Raw genomic sequence first — 24,326 nt, 5'->3', positions numbered from 1 at the left:
CGACCGTACCGATCGCGGAAGAAGCGCGAGGCGCGCGCTACCGCAGCGCCACGCCGCTTTCCGGATCGAAGAGGTATAGGTGCTTTGCGTCAGCACGGAATGTAACGGCATCGCCGGCTCTGACCTGCTGCTCGCGTGGCACGCGCGCGGTCAGCTCACCGCCCTCCACGAAGAAGTGCACATACTGCTCCGAGCCGAGCATCTCGACGGCGTCGACCCGGCCGGGAAGCAGGATATCTGCCGTCTCGTCTGCCTCTTGCGTGAGAGAGAGCCTTTCGGGGCGGATGCCGACCGTCACCTTCGCGTTTCCGTTCCGCGACAGGAGCCCGTGCTGTGCATCGGTCAGGCGAACGCGCGGTGCAAGGGCCGCCTTGCCCTTACCGTTCATCTGCGCCGCAGGGCAATCAAAGAAGCCCATCGCAGGCGTCCCAATGAAAGAAGCGACGAACTTGTTGTCCGGGCTGTCATAGAGCTCGTCGGGGGTCCCGACCTGGTGGATGCGCCCCTCCGCCATCACGACGATGCGATCACCCATCGTCAGGGCCTCGACCTGGTCGTGCGTGACATAAACTGCCGTCGCCGATACCGCTCGATGCACCTTCATGATTTCCGTACGCATCTGGACGCGCAGATGGGCGTCGAGATTGGAGAGCGGCTCGTCGAGCAGGAAGACCTTTGGATCGCGGACGATGGCGCGCCCGAGCGCGACGCGCTGACGCTGCCCGCCCGAAAGCTGCCGCGGCCGGCGCTCGAGGTAGGGTGCGATATTGAGCATCTCGGCCGACTTGCGCACGCGCCGGTCGATCTCGTCGGTCGGCATTTTCCGACGCTTCAGGCCGAACGCCATGTTGTCGTAGACCGACATGTGCGGGTAGAGGCCATAGTTCTGGAACACCATCGCTATGTCACGGTCGCCGACGTCGACATCATTGACGCGGCGCTCACCGAAATAGAGGTCCCCCGCGGTGATATGCTCCAGCCCCGCTATGATGCGCAGCAGCGTAGTCTTGCCCGATCCCGAAGGACCGACGAGGACGATGAATTCGCCTTCGTTGATTTCCAGATTGCAGTCGCGAAGAACGGACACGGCGCCGTAGTGCTTCTCGACATTGCGCAGCACGATTTTGGTCATTCCGGAATTCCTGATTCAGTTCTGTCACCGAAGGACTGTTCAAATGGGTCAGCCTTGCGGCTGATGCTGCGGCCGCCGTCAACGGGTAGCGCGGCGCCGGTGATGAAGGATGCGTCAGAGGAAGCGAGGAAGGTGACGGCCGCAGCCACTTCCGCAGCTTCGCCCTGACGCTCGAGCAGTGCCGCCGTCATCGGCATCTGCCGTTTGGCATCCGCTCCATCGGCGAGTGCCTGCTTGAAAGCTTCGGTCGCGATCACCCCTGGCAGGACCGCGTTGACCCGAATGCCGGCCGGGGCAAGCTCGACTGCCAGTGCGCGGGTCAGTGCCGCGATGGCGCCCTTGCTCGCCACATAGGCCGCATAGGTCGCCACCGGCAGGCCGGCCTGGATCGAGCCGATATTGACGATCGCGCCCGCGCCTTGCGCCTGCATCGCTCTGGCCGCCGCTCGGCAGAGTGCGGCTGTCGCGGTGACGTTTACAGCGAAAATCTGCTCGAACTCCTCTTCGGAGGCGTCCAGGAAAGTCCGCCGCTCGCCATGAAAGGCGGCATTGTTGACGAGGATGTCGAACCGCCCCCAGCGCTCGAGTGCTACGGGAACCAGCCGGTCCCGTTCGCCTTTCTTCGCGAGGTCGGCGACCAAGGTATCGACCTCGGCCCCATTCGCTCGAAGGTCATCGGCGGCCGCGGCCAGCCGCGCTCCGTCGAGATCCGTCATCAGAACGCGGGCACCCTCGGCTGCAAGGCGCCGGCAGACGGCGAGACCGATGCCGCCCGCCGCTCCCGTGACGAGCGCGACCAGGCCGCTGAGCCGCTCGTGGTTGAGCTTGTTTCGATTGATATCAGGCACCGGCGACCGCTCCCGATGTAAGGCCGCGCACCATCGATCGCTGCACGGCGAAGAAGGCGATCATCAGCGGCAAGGTGGTGATCGTCGCGGCAGCCATCATGCCGCCCCAGTCCGTCTTGAACTGGCCCGTGAACGTGAGCACGAGGGCTGCCGGCAGCGTCTGCTTCTCAATCGTGGTGATGAAGGTCAGCGGATAGATGAGGTTGTTCCATGCTTCCATGAACACGAAGGTCCCGGTCGTCAGGATACCCGGCATGATCAGCGGCACGACCACCTTCAGCAGGATCTGCCAGCGTGGATAGCCGTCGACGCGGGCGGCCTCTTCGACCTCGATCGGCACGGCATCGACGAAGCTCTTCAGCATCCAGACCGCGAAAGGCAGGCCGAAGGTCGTGAAACCGACGACGAGGCCCGTGCCGCTGTCGAGCAGCTTGGCATTGAGGAGCAGCAGATAGAGCGGCGCAAGCACGACCACCATCGGCAGCATTCGGAAGGAGAGTATGGCGTAGCCCACCGTCCCCGCCAGCCTGAAGCGCGCCCGCGAGAGGGCGTAGGCGGCCGGCGTCGCGATGACGACGCAGACGATCGCCGTCAGCAGGCAGCTCATGACGGTGTTGACGAAGAACGACACGAAGGGAAGCGACGTGCCCATGAGGCCGCTGTAGTTGGCGATCGTCGGCGCTTCCGGCCACAGGGTCGGGTCGAGGCGCGCCGCCTCCAGCTCCGTCTTGAAGGAGGTCGAGAGCATCCAGTAGATCGGTGCGAGACTCCACAGGAGCGCGAAACCGATCGCGACCCAGCGGGCGATATTACCGGGTGACAGCCATCCGGCCCTGGAAGATTGAACGTTGGGTTTCATCGGCTTTCCATTCGCAGCACGCGCATATAGATCCAGGCAAGCACCATCAGCATGATCAGCCAGATCACGCCGACCGCCGAGGCGTAGCCGAACTCGAAGCGTTCGAAGGCAAGGCGGTAGACGTAGACGACGAGCGTACTGGTCGAATATCCGGGTCCGCCCTGAGTCATCGCCCAGATCTTGGCAAAATCGTTGAAGTTGGAGATCACCATCAGAAGACTGCTGATCAACAGCGGGTTGCGCAGAAACGGCAGCTTGATGTGCCAGATCATGCCCCAGGTACCCGCGCGGTCGACACGCGCCGATTCGATGACCTCGTTGGGAATCGCAGACAGCGCGGCGCTGAGCAGCAGGAAGAAAAACGGCGCCATGGCCCAGATATTAGCCACCATGACGGCCGGCAGGGCGAGCGTTGACGAATTGAGCCATGGTATCGGCGCATCGATGATACCGGTCGATAACAGCACCGCGTTGATGACGCCGCCGTTTTGCAGGTACATGTAGCGGAACAGGAATGCCACCACGACGAATGGCACGGCCCAGGGTGTCAGCAGCAGGGCACGTATCGCGCGGAACCGCGCGCCGCCCAGGTTTTCCATCAACAGGGCAAGTGCAAGCCCCAACAGCGCAGAAACGCCGACGCTGCCGAATGTGTAGACCGCCGTGTTGGTGAGCGAACCCCAAAAGATGGGATCGCCGGCCAGCTTGGTATAGTTGGCCGCGCCGACGTAAGCGGCCGGCCTGAAGTCGAGCAGGTTGTAGTTCTGCACCGACAGCGCGATGGTATAGACGATCGGATAGCCGACGACGACGGCCATGACGACCAGCGTCGGCAGCACCATCCGGTCGAGCCAGGGCTCGTGGCGCGCACGAGACCTGACACGAACTTCGGTCGTTGTTGTTTCAGCCGCCATTATTGCGGCAGCCCCAGCTGGATCGACGCGGCGATGTCGTCGATCGGCTGTGATCCTGTGACAGCCTCCTGGACGCCGGCCATGATCGCGGTGGCGGCGGCCGCGAAATCCGGGCCGTAAGGCTGCGGCGCGAGTGTCGGGATGATCTCGTCCGAGAAAGCCTTGAACACAGGCGTGCCGAGCGCGGCGTCAAGGTCCGCCTTACCCGTTGCCTTGATCGAGGGCAGCGAGGAATTGACGCTCATCGTATAGTTGGCAATCGCGTCGGGCGAGGTCGCAAGATACTCGATGAACTTCCAGGCCGCTTCCTTTTGTTTGCCGGAGGCGAACATGACGAGCTGGTGCCCGCCTTCGAAGGTCGTCGGCTTGCCGGCACCCGCCGGAAGTGTCGTCACGCCCCAGGTCTTGTAGAAATCATCGTCCGACATTTTGCTGGCACCCTGCATGACACCCTTGAGGAGTACCTGGTCCCAGATGAAGGCAACGTGGCCCTGAGCCGCGAGCGGCCTGAACTCGCCGATTCGCCGGCCCGGATCGATGTAGCCGGCTTGTGCGATCTTGCGCATCCAGCTGAGATACGCCTTCATCTCGGCGGACTCGGCCCCGGTTGCGCCCTCACCGACCGGCACTGCTCCAAAGCTCTTCATCCACGGCCAGTTCGAGCTGAGCGCGAAGGCGCGATTGGTCGTGTCGATCGCCAGCGGGATGACGTCCGGCTGGCTCGATTTGATGGCCGCGAGTGCGGCGGTCAGCTCGTCGATCGTGCGGGGCGGCTTGTTCGGATCGAGGCCCGCCTTCTGCATGATCTCCTTGTTGTACCAGAAGCCGGCTGGCGACTGGTTCCACGGAAATGCGAAAAGTCCGCCGTCATCGCGAAGACCGGCATCTGCGCCTTGCTTGAGGTTGGCTGCGAGGTTTTCTTTCACATAGCCGTCGAGCGGCTCCAAAGCACCGGTAAACGCAAGCAGCGTCGTATCGTTGCCGGCGATCTGCGCGACGTCCGGCGGATTGCCCGAACGCGCCCTCAGCACCAGCTGGCGCGCGATCTCGGAAAACGAGATCGCCTCGCTCACGACATCGATCTCGGGATTGGCAGCCTCGAAATCTGCTATCACCTTCTCGATGCCCGGCCGTGTGGTACCCTCTGCCGCGGCCCAGTTGGCGAAGGTCAGCGTGATCTTGTCCTGGGCCGAGGCGGCGCCTGCCATGCCGGCGACCAGTGCTGCAATGGATATGGTGGCGAGCCGCAGCCCACGTCTGTCGAATCGTATCATCAAAACCCTCCCTTTCATCCGCGAACTCTCACCTCCCGTGAACTCGCGTTCTTATATAAGACATAAGATATAATTTCTGGCAATGCGTGATGAACTCCGCTAGAGAGAAATCTGACGCGCCGGGCGCGCGCGATCTCGATTCAAGCGGAGAGGAGTGTAGAACGTGGAGATGCCGCTCAATGCATTCAAAAGGAATCTCAAGCGCACACCGCCGATGATCGGCGTGTGGTCCATGAGCGGAAGCGCCATGGCGGCCGAGGCGCTGGGCTTTGCGGGCTACGACTTCGTCGTCCTTGACATGGAACACGCCCCCAACGACGCGCCGCGCGTCTTCGGCCTGCTTCAGGCAGCGGCCGGGTCGCCAGCGAGCCCGGTCGTGCGGCTTCAGTGGAACGACACTGTAACGGTGAAGCAGCTCCTCGATTTCGGCGCCCAGACGCTGATGTTCCCCTATATACAGAACGCCGACGAGGCGCGCCGCGCGGTTGCCGCCACGCGCTACCCTCCGGAGGGCGTTCGCGGCTTCGCGGGGATGAGCCGCGCCACGCGCTACGGCGCCATCGCCGACTATCATCGCAACGCAGCGAACGAGATCTGCGTCATTCTCCAGTTGGAGACGAAGAAGGCGGTCGCGAATCTTGAGGAGATCGCCGCCATCCCGGGGGTCGATTGCATCTTCATCGGCCCGGGAGATCTCTCCGCGGACATGGGTTTCATCGGCCAGCCTGGTCACCCTGAAGTGCAGACGGTGCTTGCCTATGCTGCCGCGCGCTGCTCGAAGCTCGGCATGCCGAGCGGCATCCTGGCCGGTGGCTCGGCGCAAGCGCGCGACTATCTCGGATACGGCTTCAGTTGGGTCGCTTCCGGATCGGATCTCGGTCTGATGATGTCGAACGCCCGAAGCGAGCTCAAGAACCTGAGGAGCGGTGGCTGACATGCGCGTGCTGAGGCCAAGGATCGAGCGGCTCGGCTCCTATACCGCGCGGATCGGGGAAAGCGCGATCTGGGACGAGCAGGAAGGGGCGTTGCTGTGGGTCGATATCGCCGGCTGCAAGGTGCTGCTGACACGGCCGGAAAGCGGAGAGACGGAAAGCTGGGATTTTCCGGAAATGACCGGCTTCGTCCAGCCTGCCGACGACGGGACGTGGCTCGTCGGCCAGCACGACAGCGTCCTGAAATTCGATCCGGCGAACGGAACGGCCAGCGTTTTCACTGAGCTCGAGCCCGCCGGCTCGGGCAACCGGACCAACGACGCCGCGTGCGATCGCCAGGGACGGCTGTGGGTGGGAACCATGCCGCTGCCGCAGACCGGCCTCAGTCCTGTCGGCAACATCCATCTGGTGGGGAGCGACGGCGGCACCGCCACGATCGAGCGCGGCCTTACCGTCCCGAACGGCATCGCATTCAGCCCGGATGGACGCACCGTCTACTGGGCCGACACGACCCTGACGCCGCACCAGGTCTGGCGGGCGCGCTACGATCCGGACACCGGCAGGACGGAAGGAAAGGAGACATTCGTCATCTTCCCAGAGGATGGCGGACGTCCCGATGGTGCCGCCGTCGATGCCGCGGGCTGCTATTGGGTGGCCGCCGTCCGCGGATCGCAACTGCTGCGCTTTACGCCGGAAGGCAAGCTCGATCTTGCCGTGCCGTTGCCCGTCGCACGTCCCTCGAAAGTCGCTTTCGGCGGATCGGACCTGAAGACCCTCTTCGTCACCTCGATCAGCGAGGGACTGGCGCCCGAAGCCCACGCTGCGGAGCCTCTCGCGGGGGCGCTGCTCGCGCTCGACCTCGGCATCGAAGGGTTGCCGGCGACACCCTTCAGGACCGGCGCGTAATTGGGACACAAGACATGCAGGGATTCGCTACAGCGCCGCGCGTCTTATAAGACCTGCGGCGCTATAGTTCAGCTCAGATCGGACGCGTAGTGCATGGTTTCGGTCTGACAGCGAGATTCGCGATATTCGACCGGCCGCTTGTGCAGGTCGAAGGCGATGCGCCTGATTTCCAGCAGGGGCGCGCCAACGGCGCAGTTCAGTGCGGCACGGTCGACTTCGTCGGCCGAAACGGCCTTCAGCTTCTCTGATATGCGGGTGACGGTGATGCCCCAGCGTTGCGAATAGAGCCGATAGACGTTGTTGGGGATCTCCTCCGTCTCCGACAGGCCCTGAAAAATCTGGCCCGGCAGCGACAGGGTTTCGCGCAGCATCAGTTCCGAGCCGTGATAGCGCAAGCGAGATATACGCCAGACCGTGGCCTTGTCATCGAGGCCGAGCGCCTCGCGCTCACGCGGGTTCGGCGTTGCGGACGACAGGTTCAGCACCTTCGATATGGGAAACAGCCGCTCGCCCGAATCGGGATAGAGCCGGAAGAACTGGAAAAGAATCCGGCTCTCCTCATATTCGGCGACGAACGTTCCCCTGCCCTGCCGGCGAACGAGAATGCGTTCGGCGGTCATCGCATCGAGTGCCTTGCGGACCGTGCCCTGGCTGACGCCGAGTTCACGCGCAAGCTCCTGCTCGCTTGGCAGCATCGTGCCGGGTTGCCAGCGCCCGCTCGCAAGCTGCCGGGTAATCTCCTCCCGTACCTGCAGATAGAGTGGACGAAAGCCCAAGCTGGTTTCCGCGCTCACGTCCATTGATCTTCGCCTCCAATTTTCCTGCACCCTTATAGCGAAGTTTGATTGACAACGCCAGAGTTTCGTATCTTATGTCTTATATAAGAATTCTGAACCAAGGAGGAAAGCGTGAGCGTACCGCAACTGCTGGTGCACGAGACACACGACAACGTCGGTGTCGTCGTCATCGAGGGCCTGAAAGCCGGCACGGAAATGACCTGCGTCGTAACGGCCGACAATTCGAGCTTTAACCTGAAGGTCAACGAAGACGTGCCGATCGGCCACAAGGTGGCACTGACCGATCTCAAGGCCGGCGATACGGCGATCAAGTACGGCGAGGACATCGGCCGAATCATCGCCGACGTCGCCAAGGGCGGACACGTTCATGTCCACAATCTCAAGACCAAGCGCTGGTAGGTCCGATCATGGCTTCAAACTACTCCAACCTCACCTTCAAGGGCTATCGCCGCGACAACGGCCGCGTCGGCGTGCGCAACCATGTCGTGATCCTGCCGGTTGATGACATCTCCAACGCCGCCTGCGAGGCCGTGGCCAACAACATCAAGGGCACGCTGGCCTTGCCGCATGCCTACGGTCGTCTGCAGTTCGGCGCCGATCTCGATTTGCATTTCCGCACCATGATCGGAACCGGCGCGAACCCCAACGTGGCGGCAGTCATCGTCATCGGCATCGAACCCGGCTGGACGAAGCGGATCGTCGACGGCATCGCGGAAACCGGCAAACCGGTCGCCGGTTTCTCGATCGAGCAGAATGGCGACCTCAAGACCATCATGGACGCAAGCCGGAAGGCCAAGGAGTTCGTCCACTACGCCACCGAGTTGCAGCGCGAGGAGTGCTCGGTCTCGGAGCTGTGGGTCTCGACCAAGTGCGGCGAGAGCGACACCACGACGGGTCTCGGCTCCTGCCCGACCGTCGGCAACATGTATGACAAGCTGTTGCCGGAAGGCATCTACGGCTGCTTCGGCGAGACCTCCGAAATCACCGGCGCCGAACACATCTGCAAGGAGCGTGCCATCAATGCCGAGGTCGGCGAGCGCTGGTACAAGATGTGGAAGGCTTACCAGGAAGACGTGATCGAGGCCCACAAGGACAGCGACCTCTCCGAAAGCCAGCCGACCAAAGGCAATATCGAGGGCGGCCTCAGCACGATCGAGGAAAAGGCGCTCGGCAATCTGGAGAAGATCGGCCGCACCTCCCGCTATATCGACATTCTCGAACCGGCAGAGGCGCCAAGGTCCGGCAAAGGCCTCTATTTCATGGATTCGTCTTCCGCTGCTGCGGAATGCGTCACGCTTATGGCTGCGGGCGGCTACGTGATCCACACCTTCCCGACCGGACAGGGGAACGTCATCGGCAACCCGATCGTGCCGGTCATCAAGATCACCGCTAACCCGCGCACGGTGCGCACCATGGGCGAGCACGTCGACGTCGACGTGTCCGGCATCCTGCGCCGCGAGATGACGATCGATCAGGCGGGCGACGCGCTGATCGAGAACATCCTGCGCACCGCCAACGGCAGGCACACCGCTGCCGAGGCGCTCGGCCACCGGGAATTTGTGATGACCAAACTCTACCGGAGCGCCTGATAACCGAAGCCAATCGACCGAGGCCTTTTATCATGAACGTCGAAACTCGGCCGATGGCGGGGCGTGGATGGCTGAAGGCGCTGTCCACGCCCGCGCCGGGGTTGTTTCTCGCGCTGACCGTCGCGGCGGCGGCCACCTTCGTGGCCCAGGCCGTCGGCGCGCCGGTCATGCCTTTTGCATTGCTGATCGGCATCGCGCTCAATGGGGCTTCCGGCGATGAGCAGTTGCGCGCGGGGCTCGCCTTCGCCTCGCGGCCTCTGCTGCAGGTCGGTATCGCTCTTCTCGGACTGAAGATCTCGGTCATGCAGGTTGCGAGCCTCGGCTCCGATACCTTGCTGCTCGTGGCCAGTGGCACGGCAGTCTCGATCGCGAGCGGCCTCGCACTTGCGAGGCTTTTCGGGCTGCCGTCCACCTTGGGTTTACTCGCAGGCGGCGCGACAGGCATTTGCGGCGCTTCCGCCGCACTGGCCATCTCGTCGACACTGCCCGCCTCACCGAACAAGGACCGGGAAACGGCCTTCGTCATCGTGACGGTCACGACGCTCTCGACCGTCGCGATGCTCGCCTACCCGGTCATTGCACACTTCCTCGGTCTCGATGATCGCCAGACCGGGATATTCCTCGGCGCGACGATCCACGACGTCGCCCAGGTCGTCGGCGCCGGCTACGCGGTATCCGAGGAGGCCGGCGACACCGCGACGATCGTGAAGCTCTTTCGCGTGGCCCTTCTTCTGCCGACAGTCCTCGGCATAGCGCTCACGATGCGATCGCGCGCGAGTACGGAAGGACGGCTGCCGTGGCTTCTGCCCCCTTTCGCGGTCGCCTTTGCCGTGCTGGTAGTGGTCAATTCGTCCGGCTTCGTGCCGACCGCACTGCGCGACGTCTCGATCGCGCTCTCAAACTGGTGTCTCGCCACGGCCGTAGCCGCGATCGGCATCCGCACCTCCATTTCCGGTACACTGAGGATGGGCTGGGCCGCCTTGGCGGTTCCGATCGGTGCGACCATTCTCCTGATGACCCTTGTCATCAGCTTTGAACTCATCATGAGGAACTAGACCTTGGCAGAAATCGTCATATCCGAATTCATGGACGAAGCGGCGCTTGATAACCTCAGGCAGCGATATTCCGTGACTTACGATCCGTCGCTGGTTGATAACCCCGACCGTCTGCAGGTCGAACTTGCCGACGCCGTCGCACTCATCGTGCGCAACCGCACCCGCGTGAACGCAAGCCTGCTCGACCACGGGCCGCATCTGCGCTGCGTCGGCAGGCTGGGCGTCGGGCTGGACAATATCGACCTCGACGAGTGCCGACGCCGCAACATCGTCGTCCATCCGGCGACCGGAGCCAACGATCTGTCGGTGGCCGAATACGTAATGACGGGCGCCCTCATGCTCCTGCGTGGCGCATGGCTCTCGACCGCAGCCGTTGCCTCCGGCTCCTGGCCGCGCCAGGCACTTATCGGCCGCGAACTCGCCGGCCGCACCATGGGGCTTGTCGGCTTCGGCGCAATTGCCCGCGAGGTCGCCTGGCGGGCGCAGGCGATGGGCATGCAGATCGTCGCCCATGATCCGCATCTGCCAGCGGACAATCCCGCATGGCAGTCGGCGCGCAACATGTCGCTGGACGGACTGTTGGAAGTCGCCGACGTGGTGAGCCTCCATGTTCCCCTGACGCCCGCCACGGCGAAGATGATCGGCGCGGCGCAGATCGCCGGAATGAAGACCGGCGCCGTCCTCATCAACGCGGCACGCGGGGGAGTCGTAGACGAGCAGGCACTTGCCGACGCCCTCAGGGCCGGCAAGCTCGGCGGGGCCGCCCTCGACGTATTCGAGGTCGAGCCCCTCACGGCCGAAGCCGGTGCAAAGTTCGTCGGAATTCCCAATCTCCTCCTGACGCCGCATATCGCTGGCGTTACCGACGAATCGAACGTCCGTGTCAGCAGCGTCATCGCCGAGAAGGTGCTGGCCGAACTGGAGAGAACACGATGAGCTCCGTTACGCTTGATGTTCGCGAGGTCCATACGCTCATTGTGGGTGCGCTTGTACGCTCGCGCACTTCGGAGAAGAGCGCGGCGTCGGTCGCCGACGCACTGGTCGAGGCAGAACTGGCGGGCCAGGGCGGTCACGGCCTGCGCCGTGTCGCTGCCTATGCCGCACAGGCCAAGGCCGGAAAGGTCGACGGCTTCGCGACGCCGGTCGTTGAAAAGCCTCGTCCTGCCCTCCTTGCCGTGGACGCCGCCAACGGCTTTGCCTTCCCGGCGCTCGATCTCGCGGTTGAACCGCTCAGCGAGTGCGCCCGCTCGCAAGGCGTCGCGCTCGCCGGTTTCCGCAGGTCGCACCATTGCGGCGTCGCCGGCGTAGTCGTCGAGCGTTACGCCAGGAACGGGCTCGTCGCCCTGATGTTCGCCAACGCGCCGGGCGCGATGGCGCCCTGGGGCTCCAACCGCCCGTTGTTCGGCACCAATCCTGTCGCTTTCGCCGCACCGATCGCCGGGGCGGATCCGCTCGTCGTCGACATCTCGCTGTCGAAGGTGGCGCGCGGCAAGATCATGGCCGCCAACCAGAAGGACGAGGCTATTCCACCAGGCTGGGCTTTCGACGCGGATGGCCGGCCAACCACCGACCCGAAAGCGGCACTTGCGGGCACCATGGCGCCGGTCGGAGATGCCAAGGGCACGGCGCTGGCGTTGATGGTCGAGTTGCTTGCCGCTGGTCTGACCGGCGCCAACTACGCCTACGAAGCAACGTCGTTCTTCGACGACAAGGGTGCGCCTCCCGGGGTCGGCCAGTTGATTGTCTGCATCGATCCCACGGCGTTCGGCAGCGGCACCCTCGAACGCTTCGCGGCCATGGCCGACATGGTCTCGGATGCACCAGGCGCGCGGCTTCCCGGCCGTCGTCGCCAGGCGCTCAGGCAATCCCTCCTCAAGGAAGGAATTCCTGTCGAGCAGTCCTTGATCGTGGAGATAGAAGCAATCGGCCGGTAACTGCGCCACCGCATATGGTGAGGAAGAACCCTCTACACATAGAAGCCCAGGCAGAGGATCGAGGCGGCTAACATCGGCAACTGCTGCCTCTTTCCTCGAAACCTGGCGGCGACTGCGAGTGCGGCGAGACAAGCAATCGTGGCAGCAAGAATGGCTCCGGCAGAGATATACAGGCCCAACGCGCCGACAAAAACCGTGGTTCCGACAGTCGTTTCGGCAGCGGTTTTCCAGTTATCGGGCCTATCGCCAAAAGCCGTGAGAAACGCGGGGCCGCTCAGTCCCAGAGCAAGCCAAATCAAGGCGGAGGAGAAGTCGACGAAGCCCAAGCTGCACCCATCCCGATTGTAGTCGTTTGATGCGCAGCAATTTGCGTGCCAACTTCTACCCCTAGAGCGCCGTGCGTTCAAATGAACGCACAAAGGACGCTCTAGGACTTTGATTCTAGAGCATCTTATCCGCCGTCAGTGATGCCACTTGAAAGCGGGATGCTCTAGCCGAAATGGATGGCGTAGCCGAGCGAACCCGGAAAAAGGCCGTCGCGGTTGAGATCACCACAAGATTTTTCACAGCTTGGATGGACGCGGAATAGACCCGGAATCATCGGGCTTCTGCCCGATCCACGTCATCGCACCCTGCCGTAACCGGCCAAATTTCCGAAAAAGCGATCGGACCCACAAGAATTCCGTCCGCGCTATTGCCTCGCCCGTTTTATAGGCACATAAGCCTCGAAAAATAAGCAACTGCATCTGACGCCCCGGAATGATTGTCCCACCTCCGCCTCCCCAAAAATCAGGCTATTTGCCCAAGTTTAAGCTGTTCTCGCCGATCCTGGCGGGTGCAACGCTAAAAGAGCGCTTGATCGGCTGCCTCGGGGCGTTGATCGGGATCTGCCTCACCGGCCTGGTCTGCGGATTTATTTTCGGCGACGATCCCCAACTGCCGTTGATCGTCGCACCCATCGGCGCCTCTGCGGTTTTGCTCTTTGCCGTTCCGGCCAGTCCGCTCGCGCAACCTTGGTCGATTGTTGGCGGAAACACCATTTCCGCCCTAATCGGCGTCACCGTGGCCTATCTGGTGAAGGACCAGATGCTTGCGATCGGCCTCGCCGTCTCTCTGGCGATCCTTGCCATGTCGCTCACGCGATCGCTTCATCCGCCAGGGGGCGCCTCCGCGCTGACGGCGGTAATCGGTGGAGCCGCGGTCGCGCGCGCAGGCTTTTGGTTCCCGTTCATACCGGTGGCTATCAACTCGTTGATCCTCGTCGCGTTGGGCGTGGTGTTTCATCGCTTGGCTCGCCGCCAATATCCCCATCGACCGGCAGCTGCGCCGGTGAATACGCACAAGACTGCGGATCCCCCGCCTGCGCTTCGTGTCGGCTTCAATTCCGAGGATATAGATGAGGCAATCGCACGCCTGAATGAAACACTCGATGTCAGCCGCGAGGATATCGACGCCCTGCTGAGGGAAGTCGAACTGCAGGCCCTTATCAGACAGAGGGGAGAATTGACTTGCGCCGACATCATGTCCCGCGACGTGGTGACCGTGCCAAGCGACACAACGCCCGACCATGCACGATACCTGTTGTTGAAGCACGACGTTCGCACGCTTCCAGTGCTTGACGAGAATGAGAAGCTGCAGGGCACAGTCGGCCTGCGAGAGCTGGCTGACAAGGAACTCGACGGCAAACTGCCGATAACCGTCGCAGCCACCGCCAAGCCATCCGACCCCGCGATTGGCCTGCTCCCCCGCCTGACGGATGGCAAAACACACGCCGTTGTCCTCCTTGACGACGACGCCAAGGTCGTGGGCATCATTTCCCAAACCGACCTGCTCGCGACATTGGCCAAGAGCCTGTCGCAAAATGGTCCGTCCGAAATCATGCATGGCAACGGGCAGGGCATCTGATCGAGGCCGGGGACACCGTCTACATATCGGCACGCCCAGGATACGTGGACGGAACCGCCTGCCCGACAAGGGCGGGCGAAGATGTACAGGTTCTCAGATCACGATGATTTAGGTCGAATCGACCTAAACCATAAACGTGAGTCAGGGCGGAATGCGGGCGGAAAAACGCGCGCATTCTTCCTCATCCCGTTCTAGTCGTTGAAGTGCCGTCCTTCCTTCACCTCGGCGGCGTAGCGCGCGCGGATCGCGAAATCGCCGAACCGCTCGTCCGGAAAGCGGTCGCGCGCGAAATCGGCGATGACCTTGCCGAGTAAACCGAGAATAGCCTGCTCGCCGGCATTTTCGAGCACCATCTTGTTCAGGCGCTGGCCATGGAACCCGCCACCGAGATAGAGATTATATTTTCCGGGCGCGCGGCCGGTCAGTCCGATCTCGGCTATGTAGGGGCGCGCACATCCATTGGGACAACCGGTCATCCGGATCGTGATAGGCTCTCCCGAAAGTCCGTGCACGGCAAGGATCGCCTCGATTTTTCCGACGAGCGTCGGCAAATAGCGTTCGCTCTCGGCCATCGCCAGACCGCAGGTTGGCAGCGCCACGCAGGCCATCGCATTGCGACGAAGTCCGCTTCCCTCGTTGAGGCCGGTTAGCCGGTACTCCTTCAGCAGGCTTTCGATCATCGGCCGGTCCTGCGGCTCGATATCGGCGATGATGAGGTTCTGGTTGGGGGTCACCCGGAACATCCCGCTGTGCGCCCTTGCGATGGCGCGCAAGCCGTCGAGCAAAGCGACATGCTCGAAGTTGCTGACCCGGCCGTTCTCCACGCGCAAGGTGAAATGCTCGCGACCGTTCTCGCCGCGCGCCCAACCGATCTTGTCGCCGTTCGAGACGAAGCGATAGGGCCGTGCCGGCTCCAGGGGAAAGGAGAGCCGGTCCTCGATCGCGGCCTTTGTCCAGTCGAGCCCCTTGTTGTCGATCGTGTACTTGAAGCGGGCATGGCTGCGGTCGACCCTGTCGCCATAATCCCGCTGGACCGACATCACCGCGTCGCAGGCCTCCAGGACCTTGTCCTTGGGTATGAAGCCTATGACACTGGCGAGCCTGGGGTAGGTGTCGGGAGCCTGGTCCGTCCGGCCCATCCCGCCGCCGATCGCGACGTTGAAGCCCTCGAGCCGACCTTTCGTCGCGATGGCGATGAAACCCAGATCCTGGGCATAGACATCGATGTCGTTGATCGGCGGAATGACGAAGCCGATCTTGAACTTGCGCGGCATGTAAGTGCGGCCGTAAAACGGCTCCTCCGGTCCGGCGGACGGCCCCGTCCGTTCCTCGCCGTACCAGATCTCGCGATAGGCGCCCGTCTTCGGGATCGCGTGATCGCTGGCCTGTTTGGCGAGCGCGTACACTTCCGCATGCAGCGCCGAGAGCTCAGGGTTTATCGAGGCCATCACCCCGCGCGAATCGTCGCCACACGCAGCCTTGGTGTCGAGCACCACGTCGCGCAGGCCCTGGATAACGGCGCGGAGATTGCGCTTGTGGACGCGATGAAACTGAAAGGTCTGCCGCGTCGTCAGCCTCAGTGTTTCACCCGCATGGGCGCGGGCGAGCTCGTCGAGCTTCAGCCATTGCCCGGGCGACAGCACCCCGCCCGGCAGGCGGACGCGCGCCATGAAGCGGTAGGCCGGTTCCAGCTTCTGGCGGCGGCGCTCATCCCGGATGTCGCGGTCATCCTGCTGGTAAAGCCCGTGGAACTTCATCAGCTTCACATCGTCGCCGGGTACGGCCGCCGTCAGCTCCTCCTCCAGGCCGGCAGCGATCGTGCCGCGCAGCTGGTCGCTGCGGTCTTTAAGCGTTTCGTCGGGGCCGAGCCGGTCCAGCGGCTGCGAAAGATCATGGCGGCGATCCAGTGGCATCATCGAACCTCAATAGACATCGATCTGGTAACGACGGGCCGCCTGCATGGCGCCGATATATTCCTTCGACGCCGAGTGGCTGAGCCCGCCCTGTTGTTGGACGACAGCGAGCAATGTCGCGTGAACGTCGGGAGCAAGCTTCGCGCCGTCGCCGCAGACATAGACGTGGGCGCCTTCTTCCAACCAGGCGTAGACGTCGCGCGCTTGTTCCATCAACCGGTGCTGCACATAGGTCTTCGTGTCGCCGTCGCGCGAAAAGGCAACGCTCATGCGCGTCAGGACGCCGTCCTTCAGAAAACCCTGCCACTCCGTCTGATAGAGGAAATCGCTATCGAAATTGCGCTCGCCGAAGAACAGCCACGCCCGTCCCCCGGCGCCTCGCGCCTCCCTCTCCTGCAGGAAGGCCCGGTATGGCGCAACGCCGGTACCCGCTCCGATCATGATGATGGGTGCGTCATCGCCGGCGAGCCGAAAACGCGGATTGGGTTGAACGTAGACCGGAACGGCCGTGTCGGGCTCGGCGCGCTGCGAGAAATGACCGGAGGCGACGCCGTAGCGTTCTTCGCCATTGAGCTGATAGCAAACGGTGGCGACCGTCAGATGAACCTCGTCGGGAATTGCCGATGCGGAGGATGCGATGGAATAGAGCCGCGGCTGCAGCGGTCTTAAACCGGCGGCGAAGCTCTGCGCATCAATGCCCGTGGCCGGAAATTGCCGTACGATGTCGACGACGTGGTTCGCCCGCAAAAAGGTGGCGCGCGCATCGGTGTTTTCTTCCCCTCGTAATGCCTGGAGTGCCTTCGAGCCGGTGATCTCGGCCCAGTGGTCGAGGAAGCGCGGCGTGGCGGCCGTGGCTTCAAGCGTTCCGGCGAGCGCCTCGCCGAGCGTGGTCTCATGCTCCTTGATGCGGAGAGGCTCCTCCCCCGAGAGGTGAAGTGCCGAGAGCAGAGCCTCTACGACGGCCGGGTCATTTCGGGGCGCGACGCCAAGGGCGTCGCCAGGCTCGAAGGCAAGGCCAGATCCGTCAAGCGACAGTTCGATATGGCGCGTCTCCTTGCTCGATCCGCGTCCGGTCAGCACCAGATTGTCGATGACGAGGGCGGAAAAGGGATTGCTCTTGTCATGAGTTGCCGCGATCGGAGTCGCGGCCGGCGCGGCCGATGGCAAGATCGCTGCTTCGCCGGGAGGCCCCAAGGAAGGCGTGAGTGCGGCGACGGATTTTTCGATCCAGTCGGTGGCGAGATCCTCGTAGTCGACATCGCAATCGACCCGCTCGCGGAGCCGCTTGGCGCCCAGTTCGGCGAACCGCGCATCGAGCCGCTTGCCTGCGCCGCAGAAGAATTCATAGGTGGTGTCGCCCAGCGCCAGGACGGCGTAGCGCAGGTTCTCGAGCTGTGGCGCCTTGCGGCTCTCCAGGAATTCGAAGAACCCGACCGCCGAAAGGGGCGGCTCCCCCTCCCCATGCGTGGACGTGATGATCAGGAGATCCTGTTCATCCTTCAGCTTGCGCGGCTTGTAGTCCGCCATGTCGACCAGGCTCGGCTCAGCCCCTTTCCCGCGAGCCGCGTCGGCGAGCCTCTTCGCGAGAGCCGCGCTGTTGCCGGTTTCGCTGCCGAAGAGGATGGTGAGGGAACGGGTTTTGCTGGCGAGAACATCAGCTGGCTCCGCTTTGGCGAGATGCGGCGCCAGAGGGGTCGCGCCGTGAAGGGCGCGCGCGCCATGATCGAGCCCGGCGAAATATCCGCTGATCCAAAGGGCCTGGCCAGGTCGGAGTGACGTCGCCAGCGCCGAGATCTGGCTCCATTGGTCGGCTGTCAGCCCCGGGCCGGGAAACTCCAATGCGGTCATGTGCACGCCTCCAGCTTAAGAAGCCATTCCCAGATGCGAAGAACCTGATGGTCGGTTGCTGCGCGGATGTTTGCCACGCGGTTCCAGACCTGACAAACGAAGGATATTGTGGGATAAACACAATGAAACTGCTGGAAACGAGATTTTAGATGATGTTTCTAGCGGACAATCGCGTCCAACAAATTTGTTCCCGAAATCACGATTTGGGCAAATCGAACTTTGCGCCAAAAAAGTGCCGCCGCGCGCGCAAGCTCCTTTCCTCCATGCGACGGTAGCGCGCAAAACGCCACACTTCCCGCCGTCATGTCCGTGCTGTAAGACGCCGCGGAAACTCAGCTTGCGGGCAACCGGCCGCAACTTTACGCTAAAAGCACGACGGAGGCGCCGGACACGGCGGCGATGGAGCATGAGGCGGAGATCGAAAGTTGACCGTGTGCCAATGGGGAGCGAGGGAGCGCCCGCGCCGCTTGGCACCCCGATAGGCTGGGACGATCTCTCGAGCGAGGAAAAAACCGCGCTGAAGCGGATAAACCGCGGCCCCGACCACGTCATCTCCCAGTCGGTCGGCGAGCGGTTGATCGCGCTGGGACTGGCGGTGGAACGACCACACGGAATCGGCATAAGCAGGCAGGGTCGCGAACTCGTGATCGCTGTCTTGCTGCGTGCGCGCGAAGGCAGCGGGACGGAGCTCGACGACTCCCAGTCATGAATGCCAGGACGAATTTCGCTCTCAGTACTGCCGAGTGGAAAACGTAGCGATCTGCCTCAGTGGCCGGCAACAGACGCGGCAGCCCTCAGTCCTGCCCGGATGCGATCCAACATCGACTGATCTGCCTTTGCCGACGAAACAAGATAGGCGGGGTAGGCAAATTCCGGACTGTTGGGAACGATCTCAAGGCGGCCCTCTTCGAGATAAGGCTGAATAAAGCCCCGCCGAAAATATCCCGACCCGCCAACTGCCAGGATGTAATCGAGAGCAAGCGGACCATAGCTGATCGACACCACCGGATTCGGACGGCCGGGAAAGGCCGCGCGATAGCCCCCCGAAAAATCCTCTCCCCAATCGATGCCAACGAGATCTTCCGGGCCGAGCGGCTGGGACAAGGGCGTCGTGCGAACGAGGACGAGCTTTTCCTCAAACAGCAGCTCCGCCAGCGTGCCTGGACGGCTCGGCGCCCCGTATAGGACTGCCGCGTCAAGCGAACCGTCCTGCACGAGCTCCATGAGGCGTTCCGATCTGTCGATCGTCGTTCGGATGGCCACACTGGCGGCTTCGCGGCGCATCCACAAAAGCCAATGCTTCAACAGGGGATTCCAGAGGCTGAGCTCCGCACCGATCGTCACCATCGCCTCGCGCCCCGGCGGCAGCGCCACCGAGGTCCGCGCCGCCTCCCAGACTTGTACGAGGCTCGTCGCAAAACGGAAAAACTGCTCCCCGGCGGGTGTCAGCCTGGCACCGGCCTTGTTCCGAATGAACATGGGGCGATCGAGTTGTTCTTCGAGCACGCGAATGCGCGCGCTGACCGCAGTCTGGGAAATGTTCAGATTGGTGGCAGCATTCACGAAGCTGCCTGTCTTGACCACTTCGAGGAACGTACGCGCAATGCTGATATCCATCTCCGCCCCACTTAAACAGCGTCAGCCCTTTGACGGCTTGCTACCAGCAGCCCATCGGAATAAGCGCAGAATATTTGCGGTTAAACCGCAATTCAATTCGTTTGTCAGCGGAAACCGACGTTGCCATTTTGCTGTCGAGCAACGCGAGGAATTCCCATGTCTCTTCAGATCGGCCAAACCGCACCGGATTTCGAACAGGAAAGCACCCACGGCAACATTCGCTTCCACGAATGGCTGGGAGAAAGTTGGGGCGTATTGTTCAGTCATCCCCGCAACTTCACGCCGGTCTGCACCACGGAGCTGGGTGAGGTCGCGCGGCTGCGTCCGGAGTGGGACAAGCGGAATGTGAAGGTCATCGGGCTTTCGGTCGATCCGGTCGAATCTCACCGCAAATGGGAAGAGGATATCGCCGAAACGCAAGGCCATTCGCCGGATTTCCCGATGATCGCGGATCCCGAAGCAAATGTGGCGGGCCTCTACGGCATGATACATCCGGAAAGCGACCCTAATCTCACTGTAAGAGCCGTGTTCGTCATCGACCCCGCACGAAAGATTCGGCTCATACTGACCTATCCTCCGAGCACCGGCCGAAACTTCCAGGAAATCCTCCGCGCGATCGACAGCCTGCAATTGACGGCAAGCCGTGGCGTTTCGACGCCGGTAAACTGGAACTCGGGTGACGAGGTCGTGATCTCTCCCAAGCTTTCCGATGAGGAGGCGGCTCGCCTGTTTCCTCAGGGTTTCCGGAAGTTGAAGCCGTATCTGAGACTGACGTCCCTCGATTAGCCCTGACCAGCCACTCAACTTTGATGCCATCTGAATGAAAGGCGCTACCGCTGATGCTCGAGCGAAAATCCAGATCTGCTAAAGCGGAGACAACGGCCGCAGCCTACGGGGTTGCGACCGACGCGGCATTCGGCTCCGTGGTGCCACCCATATACCTGTCCAGCACCTACGAGTTTGCCGGCTTCGACGCGCCGCGCGCCTATGACTATGGCCGTTGTGGAAATCCTACACGTGATCTGCTGGCGGAAGCGCTTGCGAAGCTTGAGGGAGGCGCCGGCGCGGTTGTCACGCCGAGCGGCATGGCCGCGCTCGATCTCTTGCTGGGCCGTCTGAGGCGAAACGATCTCGTGCTGGCGCCGCACGATTGCTATGGCGGCACGCTGCGCCTGTTGAAGGCGCGTGCAGACCTGGGGCACCTCACGCTCCGCCTGACCGATCAGACGGATCTGGGGGGATTTCAGGCCGCACTGTCGGATGTTCCGGCGCTCGTCCTGATCGAGAGCCCCAGCAATCCTTTGATGCGCGTCGTTGACATTGCCCGCCTGTCCGATCTCGCCAAGGCGGCCGGCGCTGCCGTCGCTGTCGACAACACGTTTCTCTCTCCCGCCCTCCAGCAGCCGCTCTCTCTCGGAGCCGATTATGTCATTCACTCGGCGACCAAATTCCTGAACGGACATTCGGATGTTATCGCCGGGGCGGTGATCGCTGCCGATCCACGCGAAGCTCATGATCTCAAGCGCTGGTCCAATGTCACCGGAGCAATTGCGGCACCTTTTGATGCCTGGCTGACGTTACGCGGGCTCAGAACCTTGTTTGCGCGAATGTCCATGCAAGAACGCAACGCCATGAACATCGCCGGGTATCTCGACGCGCACCCTGCCGTCCGCCGCGTCCACTACCCTGGACTTCCGGGTCATGCTGACCACGAAGTCGCAAAGCGGCAGCAGCGCGGCTTCGGCGCCATGATGAGTTTTGAACTAGAAGGCGGCGTCTCGGCCGTTCGGCAGTTCCTCGCCCACGTCAACTGCATCACGTTGGCCGAGTCGCTCGGAGGGATCGAAAGTCTTGTGGCGCATCCGGCCACCATGACCCATGTCGATATGGGTGCTGAAGCAAGGGCGCGGGCGGGCATTCGCGACGACCTTCTGAGACTTTCGGTCGGGCTGGAACACATCGACGATCTTCTGGAAGGGCTCGAAACCGGATTGAACGCCTGTTGAGCGAAGGCCGATCAAGGAGGTAACGGGAATGGACATCGACGACGATATCCCGCCGAGTTTTGCCTCGCCGCCTTGCTTCATGCACGAAATCGACCCGGCCTATGCGGGCCTTCCGTCCGATCCGGGGATGTGTATCGATGTGAAGCGGTGGCGGACAAGTGAACGGGCCCGCCTCATCGCGCAACGTTTGGCGATGTCTCCCGACGTTCGGGCAGCGTGCGAAGCGCAAATCATGAGCCGCGTGCTTGCCGAAATCGGGGACGTGCGCGGCCTCGTCGTCAGCGTCTACTGGCCGTTTCGCGGTGAGCCCGATCTCCGACCGCTGATGCGACAAATAACCGATGACGGCGGCCAATGTGCGCTTCCGGTAGTGGTCGAAAAGGGACAACCCCTGGAGTTTCATCCCTGGCGACCGGGCGACAAACTCGTCCGCGGCATCTGGAACATACCCGTTCCGGCCGAACATGTTTCCTGCACTCCCGATGTAGTTATTGCCCCTGTCGTGGGCTTTGATCCATCGTGCTATCGGCTGGGTTATGGCGGAGGGTATTACGACCGGACCTTGGCCAGAATGGCGGCGAAGCGCCGCGTGCTGGGCGTCGGTTTCGCGCAGTCAAGAATAACGACCATTTACCCGCAGGGGCATGACATCCGAATGGACGTCGTGGTGACCGAATCGGGCGCGGATCGTTATCGAGGGGTGTATTGAATTCCGACGACCGTTGCGGCCCTTCGTTTCCGCAGAAACAGCCGCACCGCTCAACGCTCCAGGCACCTGCTGCCGAAAGCGATGCAGCAGTCGTTGGACCGTCGTTGACGCAGGCGCGAGCCCCCGTTTTCCGCCCGCATCCCACGCCTCAATTCGCTGAAATCGATGACGTTCATGATCTTAGGTCGACTCGACCTAAGATCATCGTGATCCAGCGGCTCTCGGTCCGCTAGTCTTTCTTGCTGCGAGCTTTGGAAGCAGGGTTCTTTTTCGGCTTCGCATCGTCTTGCAGCTTCCTTGCTGCGGATTTCCTCGGTTTTTTGCCTTCAGAAGGGTCTGCAGATACAATAGGATCACCGGAAAGCGTAGCTTTCTCCGGCTCGCCGCGCCGATCGATCCTTGCCTGAATCTCTTCCGCGGCCTCTAACCAGTGCTTAAGGCCGTCACCCTCCGGCCGCCCCGCTCTCTCCCACAGTTCATAGGCTCGCTTCCTGATCAGTTCTTCGCCGTCCGTCTTCATGGCAAACGCTCCTTATCAGTTGAGGTGGAAAAATGACCGGTGGGCGGCGGTAAGTCCGATGATGCCGCATCGAAAGCAGAGTTTAGGCAGAATGCTGCACGCTCGCAATCGCAACGCGCTCTGCGCGTGGTCATTTGTTGCAGCGAGACGAACGCGGGACCCGTGCGGCGCACGCAGCGCCGGCGAACCACACCGTTTGGCCCTCGCGTGGGTCCGCCTATCGCGCCCCCATCCGCAACGCGCCGTCGAGGCGGATGACCTCGCCGTTCAGCATGTCATTCTCGCAGATATGCCGGACAAGCGCGGCATATTCTGCCGGGCGGCCGAGGCGCGGCGGGAAGGGCACGCTCTTGCCGAGCGAATCCTGCACCTCCTGCGGCATGCCGGCCATCATCGGCGTTTCGAAGATGCCCGGTGCGATCGAGACGACGCGGATGCCGAAGCGCGCGAGCTCGCGCGCAATCGGCAGCGTCATCGCCACGACGCCGCCCTTCGAGGCCGAATAGGCCGCCTGGCCGATCTGCCCGTCGAATGCGGCAACCGAGGCCGTGTTGATGATGACGCCGCGGGTGCCGCCGTCATCCGGCTCTTCCTTCGCGATTGCCGCCGCGGCAAGGCGGATCATGTTAAAGGTGCCGACAAGATTGATGCCGATCGCCCGCGTGAAGCTCTCGAGGCGATGCGGCCCGTCGCGCCCAAGCACTTTTTCGCCGGGCGCAATGCCGGCGCAGTTCACCAGCCCATGGAGATGGCCGAAGCTCTCAAGCGCGACCGCAACCGCCGCCTCGCCCTCCGCCTCGCTCGTCACGTCGGTCGGCACGAAGCGCGATTTCGCGCCGAGCTCGGCGGCCATCGCCGAACCCGTGTCGGCATTGACATCGGCGATAACGACAGAGGCGCCATCGGCCACAAGGGCGCGTGCGACGGCGGCTCCGAGCCCCGACCCGGCGCCGGTCACCAGAAAGACCTTGTCCCGGATCAGCATGGCCGCGCTCCCCCAACCCGGTTGGCCGTGTTCCTCTGCATCATATTTCCTCCCGTCCGCCTCTCGGATCACGCATGTCCTGCACGGCGATTCCGACTGCCTGCCTTGCATTCGCCCGTCCAATTAGACGCGGCGTTGTGCGGACTATAACCAGACGTGCCGTCGGAGGCGACACCAAAAGGGCGCTGGATCGGTCACGCGCCCGTGCGCGCGACGACCGAACGTAGTCTTCCAGTTCCGGCGCCGGAAACATGAGCGTCGCGCCGATCTCGGCCGACCGATAGAGACCCATCAGGATCTCGACCACGGCGAGGCCGTCCTCGAAGGCTTCGAGCGGCTTCACGCCCTTGCGGAAACACTCGACCATGGGCCGGTTTTCATCCGTGTAGCCATAGACGCCGGCCTCGTCCTCCGGCGCCGGCATCAGCCCCTGCTCGGCATTCTGCTTTTCGACGAGATCCTCGCCCTCGGACCCCTTGACCTCGCGCGACAGGAAGATCTGCAAGCCGGTTTCGAGCGAATTGTATTCCAGCGCATATTCCGGGCCTAGAAGTTGAAGCTGTATGCGTAAGCCGGCGCTGAC

25 protein-coding genes are annotated in these 24,326 nt (G+C 62.7%); 12 read left to right on the top strand and 13 right to left on the bottom strand.

Annotated features, from left to right (window positions below; translation table 11 throughout):
* Window positions 1-37: 37 nt before the first annotated feature.
* Genes FKV68_RS24735 through FKV68_RS24715 form a run of 5 tightly spaced genes read right to left on the bottom strand, consistent with a single transcriptional unit; the run spans window position 38 to window position 5,027 of the window.
* Complete coding sequence (locus tag FKV68_RS24735) at window positions 38-1,132, bottom strand: ABC transporter ATP-binding protein (RefSeq protein WP_180943167.1); 1,095 nt, start codon at window positions 1,130-1,132, stop codon at window positions 38-40.
* Window positions 1,129-1,980: an SDR family NAD(P)-dependent oxidoreductase gene (locus FKV68_RS24730; protein ID WP_246452748.1), complete on the bottom strand. Its 852-nt coding sequence runs from the start codon at window positions 1,978-1,980 to the stop codon at window positions 1,129-1,131. Before FKV68_RS24730 ends, FKV68_RS24735 begins: the two co-directional genes overlap by 4 nt.
* Complete coding sequence (locus FKV68_RS24725; RefSeq protein WP_180943166.1) at window positions 1,973-2,839, bottom strand: carbohydrate ABC transporter permease; 867 nt, start codon at window positions 2,837-2,839, stop codon at window positions 1,973-1,975. Before FKV68_RS24725 ends, FKV68_RS24730 begins: the two co-directional genes overlap by 8 nt.
* Window positions 2,836-3,753 carry a carbohydrate ABC transporter permease gene (locus FKV68_RS24720; protein WP_180943165.1) on the bottom strand — a complete coding sequence of 306 codons (918 nt, stop codon included), beginning with the start codon at window positions 3,751-3,753 and terminating at the stop codon, window positions 2,836-2,838. The genes FKV68_RS24725 and FKV68_RS24720 overlap by 4 nt, the downstream gene beginning before the upstream one ends.
* Entirely contained in the window at window positions 3,753-5,027 is a 1,275-nt protein-coding gene (locus tag FKV68_RS24715; protein ID WP_180943164.1) for an ABC transporter substrate-binding protein, read from the bottom strand. Before FKV68_RS24715 ends, FKV68_RS24720 begins: the two co-directional genes overlap by 1 nt.
* A gap of 169 nt (window positions 5,028-5,196) precedes the next feature.
* Here FKV68_RS24715 and FKV68_RS24710 point away from each other — a divergent pair, with 169 nt between their 5' ends.
* Both FKV68_RS24710 and FKV68_RS24705 read left to right on the top strand, forming a co-directional pair.
* On the top strand, window positions 5,197-5,961 hold the full coding sequence (locus FKV68_RS24710) for an HpcH/HpaI aldolase family protein (protein ID WP_245181400.1): 765 nt from the start codon (window positions 5,197-5,199) through the stop codon (window positions 5,959-5,961).
* A gap of 1 nt (window position 5,962) precedes the next feature.
* Complete coding sequence (locus FKV68_RS24705; protein WP_180943162.1) at window positions 5,963-6,865, top strand: SMP-30/gluconolactonase/LRE family protein; 903 nt, start codon at window positions 5,963-5,965, stop codon at window positions 6,863-6,865.
* A 68-nt stretch (window positions 6,866-6,933) separates the two neighbouring features.
* Here the strand turns inward: FKV68_RS24705 and FKV68_RS24700 are convergent, their stop codons facing one another.
* Window positions 6,934-7,665 (bottom strand): GntR family transcriptional regulator, encoded by a 732-nt coding sequence (locus tag FKV68_RS24700; protein WP_180943161.1) that lies wholly within the window; start codon window positions 7,663-7,665, stop codon window positions 6,934-6,936.
* Between the two features lie 108 nt (window positions 7,666-7,773).
* Here FKV68_RS24700 and FKV68_RS24695 point away from each other — a divergent pair, with 108 nt between their 5' ends.
* The 5 genes from FKV68_RS24695 to FKV68_RS24675 are packed head-to-tail and all read left to right on the top strand — an operon-like array spanning window position 7,774 to window position 12,240.
* The gene (locus FKV68_RS24695; protein WP_180943160.1) at window positions 7,774-8,061 is read left to right on the top strand and encodes a UxaA family hydrolase; all 288 of its coding nucleotides are present in this window, start codon (window positions 7,774-7,776) and stop codon (window positions 8,059-8,061) included.
* A gap of 8 nt (window positions 8,062-8,069) precedes the next feature.
* Window positions 8,070-9,251 (top strand): UxaA family hydrolase, encoded by a 1,182-nt coding sequence (locus FKV68_RS24690; RefSeq protein WP_180943159.1) that lies wholly within the window; start codon window positions 8,070-8,072, stop codon window positions 9,249-9,251.
* Between the two features lie 32 nt (window positions 9,252-9,283).
* Window positions 9,284-10,306, top strand: a complete 1,023-nt coding sequence (locus FKV68_RS24685) for a YeiH family protein (protein WP_180943158.1) — start codon at window positions 9,284-9,286, stop codon at window positions 10,304-10,306.
* 3 nt (window positions 10,307-10,309) lie between these two features.
* The gene (locus FKV68_RS24680; protein ID WP_180943157.1) at window positions 10,310-11,242 is read left to right on the top strand and encodes a hydroxyacid dehydrogenase; all 933 of its coding nucleotides are present in this window, start codon (window positions 10,310-10,312) and stop codon (window positions 11,240-11,242) included.
* Entirely contained in the window at window positions 11,239-12,240 is a 1,002-nt protein-coding gene (locus tag FKV68_RS24675) for an Ldh family oxidoreductase (protein WP_180943156.1), read from the top strand. The genes FKV68_RS24680 and FKV68_RS24675 overlap by 4 nt, the downstream gene beginning before the upstream one ends.
* A 32-nt stretch (window positions 12,241-12,272) precedes the next feature.
* Here FKV68_RS24675 and FKV68_RS24670 read toward each other — a convergent pair whose 3' ends face one another.
* Window positions 12,273-12,566 carry a hypothetical protein gene (locus FKV68_RS24670; protein ID WP_180943155.1) on the bottom strand — a complete coding sequence of 98 codons (294 nt, stop codon included), beginning with the start codon at window positions 12,564-12,566 and terminating at the stop codon, window positions 12,273-12,275.
* Between the two features lie 433 nt (window positions 12,567-12,999).
* Here FKV68_RS24670 and FKV68_RS24665 point away from each other — a divergent pair, with 433 nt between their 5' ends.
* Entirely contained in the window at window positions 13,000-14,145 is a 1,146-nt protein-coding gene (locus tag FKV68_RS24665) for a CBS domain-containing protein (RefSeq protein ID WP_180943154.1), read from the top strand.
* 191 nt (window positions 14,146-14,336) lie between these two features.
* On the opposite strand, the gene FKV68_RS24660 is transcribed toward FKV68_RS24665, so the two are convergent.
* Window positions 14,337-16,061, bottom strand: coding sequence for an NADPH-dependent assimilatory sulfite reductase hemoprotein subunit (locus FKV68_RS24660; protein ID WP_180943153.1), 1,725 nt, complete (start codon window positions 16,059-16,061; stop codon window positions 14,337-14,339).
* A gap of 6 nt (window positions 16,062-16,067) precedes the next feature.
* On the bottom strand, window positions 16,068-17,906 hold the full coding sequence (locus tag FKV68_RS24655) for an assimilatory sulfite reductase (NADPH) flavoprotein subunit (protein WP_180943152.1): 1,839 nt from the start codon (window positions 17,904-17,906) through the stop codon (window positions 16,068-16,070).
* A 406-nt stretch (window positions 17,907-18,312) separates the two neighbouring features.
* Between FKV68_RS24655 and FKV68_RS24650 the strand changes: the two genes are divergently transcribed.
* Entirely contained in the window at window positions 18,313-18,615 is a 303-nt protein-coding gene (locus tag FKV68_RS24650) for a hypothetical protein (RefSeq protein WP_180943151.1), read from the top strand.
* 56 nt (window positions 18,616-18,671) lie between these two features.
* Here the strand turns inward: FKV68_RS24650 and FKV68_RS24645 are convergent, their stop codons facing one another.
* Window positions 18,672-19,523, bottom strand: coding sequence for a LysR family transcriptional regulator (locus FKV68_RS24645; RefSeq protein WP_180943150.1), 852 nt, complete (start codon window positions 19,521-19,523; stop codon window positions 18,672-18,674).
* 156 nt (window positions 19,524-19,679) lie between these two features.
* Between FKV68_RS24645 and FKV68_RS24640 the strand changes: the two genes are divergently transcribed.
* Genes FKV68_RS24640 through FKV68_RS24630 form a run of 3 tightly spaced genes read left to right on the top strand, consistent with a single transcriptional unit; the run spans window position 19,680 to window position 22,238 of the window.
* The gene (locus tag FKV68_RS24640; RefSeq protein WP_180943149.1) at window positions 19,680-20,309 is read left to right on the top strand and encodes a peroxiredoxin; all 630 of its coding nucleotides are present in this window, start codon (window positions 19,680-19,682) and stop codon (window positions 20,307-20,309) included.
* A 53-nt stretch (window positions 20,310-20,362) separates the two neighbouring features.
* On the top strand, window positions 20,363-21,529 hold the full coding sequence (gene metB, locus FKV68_RS24635) for a cystathionine gamma-synthase (protein ID WP_180943148.1): 1,167 nt from the start codon (window positions 20,363-20,365) through the stop codon (window positions 21,527-21,529).
* Window positions 21,530-21,557: 28 nt separating this feature from the next.
* Window positions 21,558-22,238 carry a 5-formyltetrahydrofolate cyclo-ligase gene (locus FKV68_RS24630; RefSeq protein ID WP_180943147.1) on the top strand — a complete coding sequence of 227 codons (681 nt, stop codon included), beginning with the start codon at window positions 21,558-21,560 and terminating at the stop codon, window positions 22,236-22,238.
* 229 nt (window positions 22,239-22,467) lie between these two features.
* On the opposite strand, the gene FKV68_RS24625 is transcribed toward FKV68_RS24630, so the two are convergent.
* From FKV68_RS24625 to FKV68_RS33885, 3 genes are all read right to left on the bottom strand, one after another.
* Window positions 22,468-22,758, bottom strand: a complete 291-nt coding sequence (locus FKV68_RS24625) for a DUF2934 domain-containing protein (protein ID WP_180943146.1) — start codon at window positions 22,756-22,758, stop codon at window positions 22,468-22,470.
* Between the two features lie 217 nt (window positions 22,759-22,975).
* Entirely contained in the window at window positions 22,976-23,743 is a 768-nt protein-coding gene (locus FKV68_RS24620; RefSeq protein ID WP_180943145.1) for a 3-hydroxyacyl-CoA dehydrogenase, read from the bottom strand.
* Between the two features lie 40 nt (window positions 23,744-23,783).
* Window positions 23,784-24,248 carry a hypothetical protein gene (locus FKV68_RS33885; RefSeq protein ID WP_180943144.1) on the bottom strand — a complete coding sequence of 155 codons (465 nt, stop codon included), beginning with the start codon at window positions 24,246-24,248 and terminating at the stop codon, window positions 23,784-23,786.
* Window positions 24,249-24,326: the final 78 nt, after the last annotated feature.

The organism is Sinorhizobium mexicanum (genome assembly GCF_013488225.1).
GTDB classification, from domain to species: Bacteria; Pseudomonadota; Alphaproteobacteria; order Rhizobiales; family Rhizobiaceae; genus Sinorhizobium; species Sinorhizobium mexicanum.
Note: the sequence above shows the minus strand (reverse complement) of the source record. Positions and strands in the feature narration are given on the sequence as shown.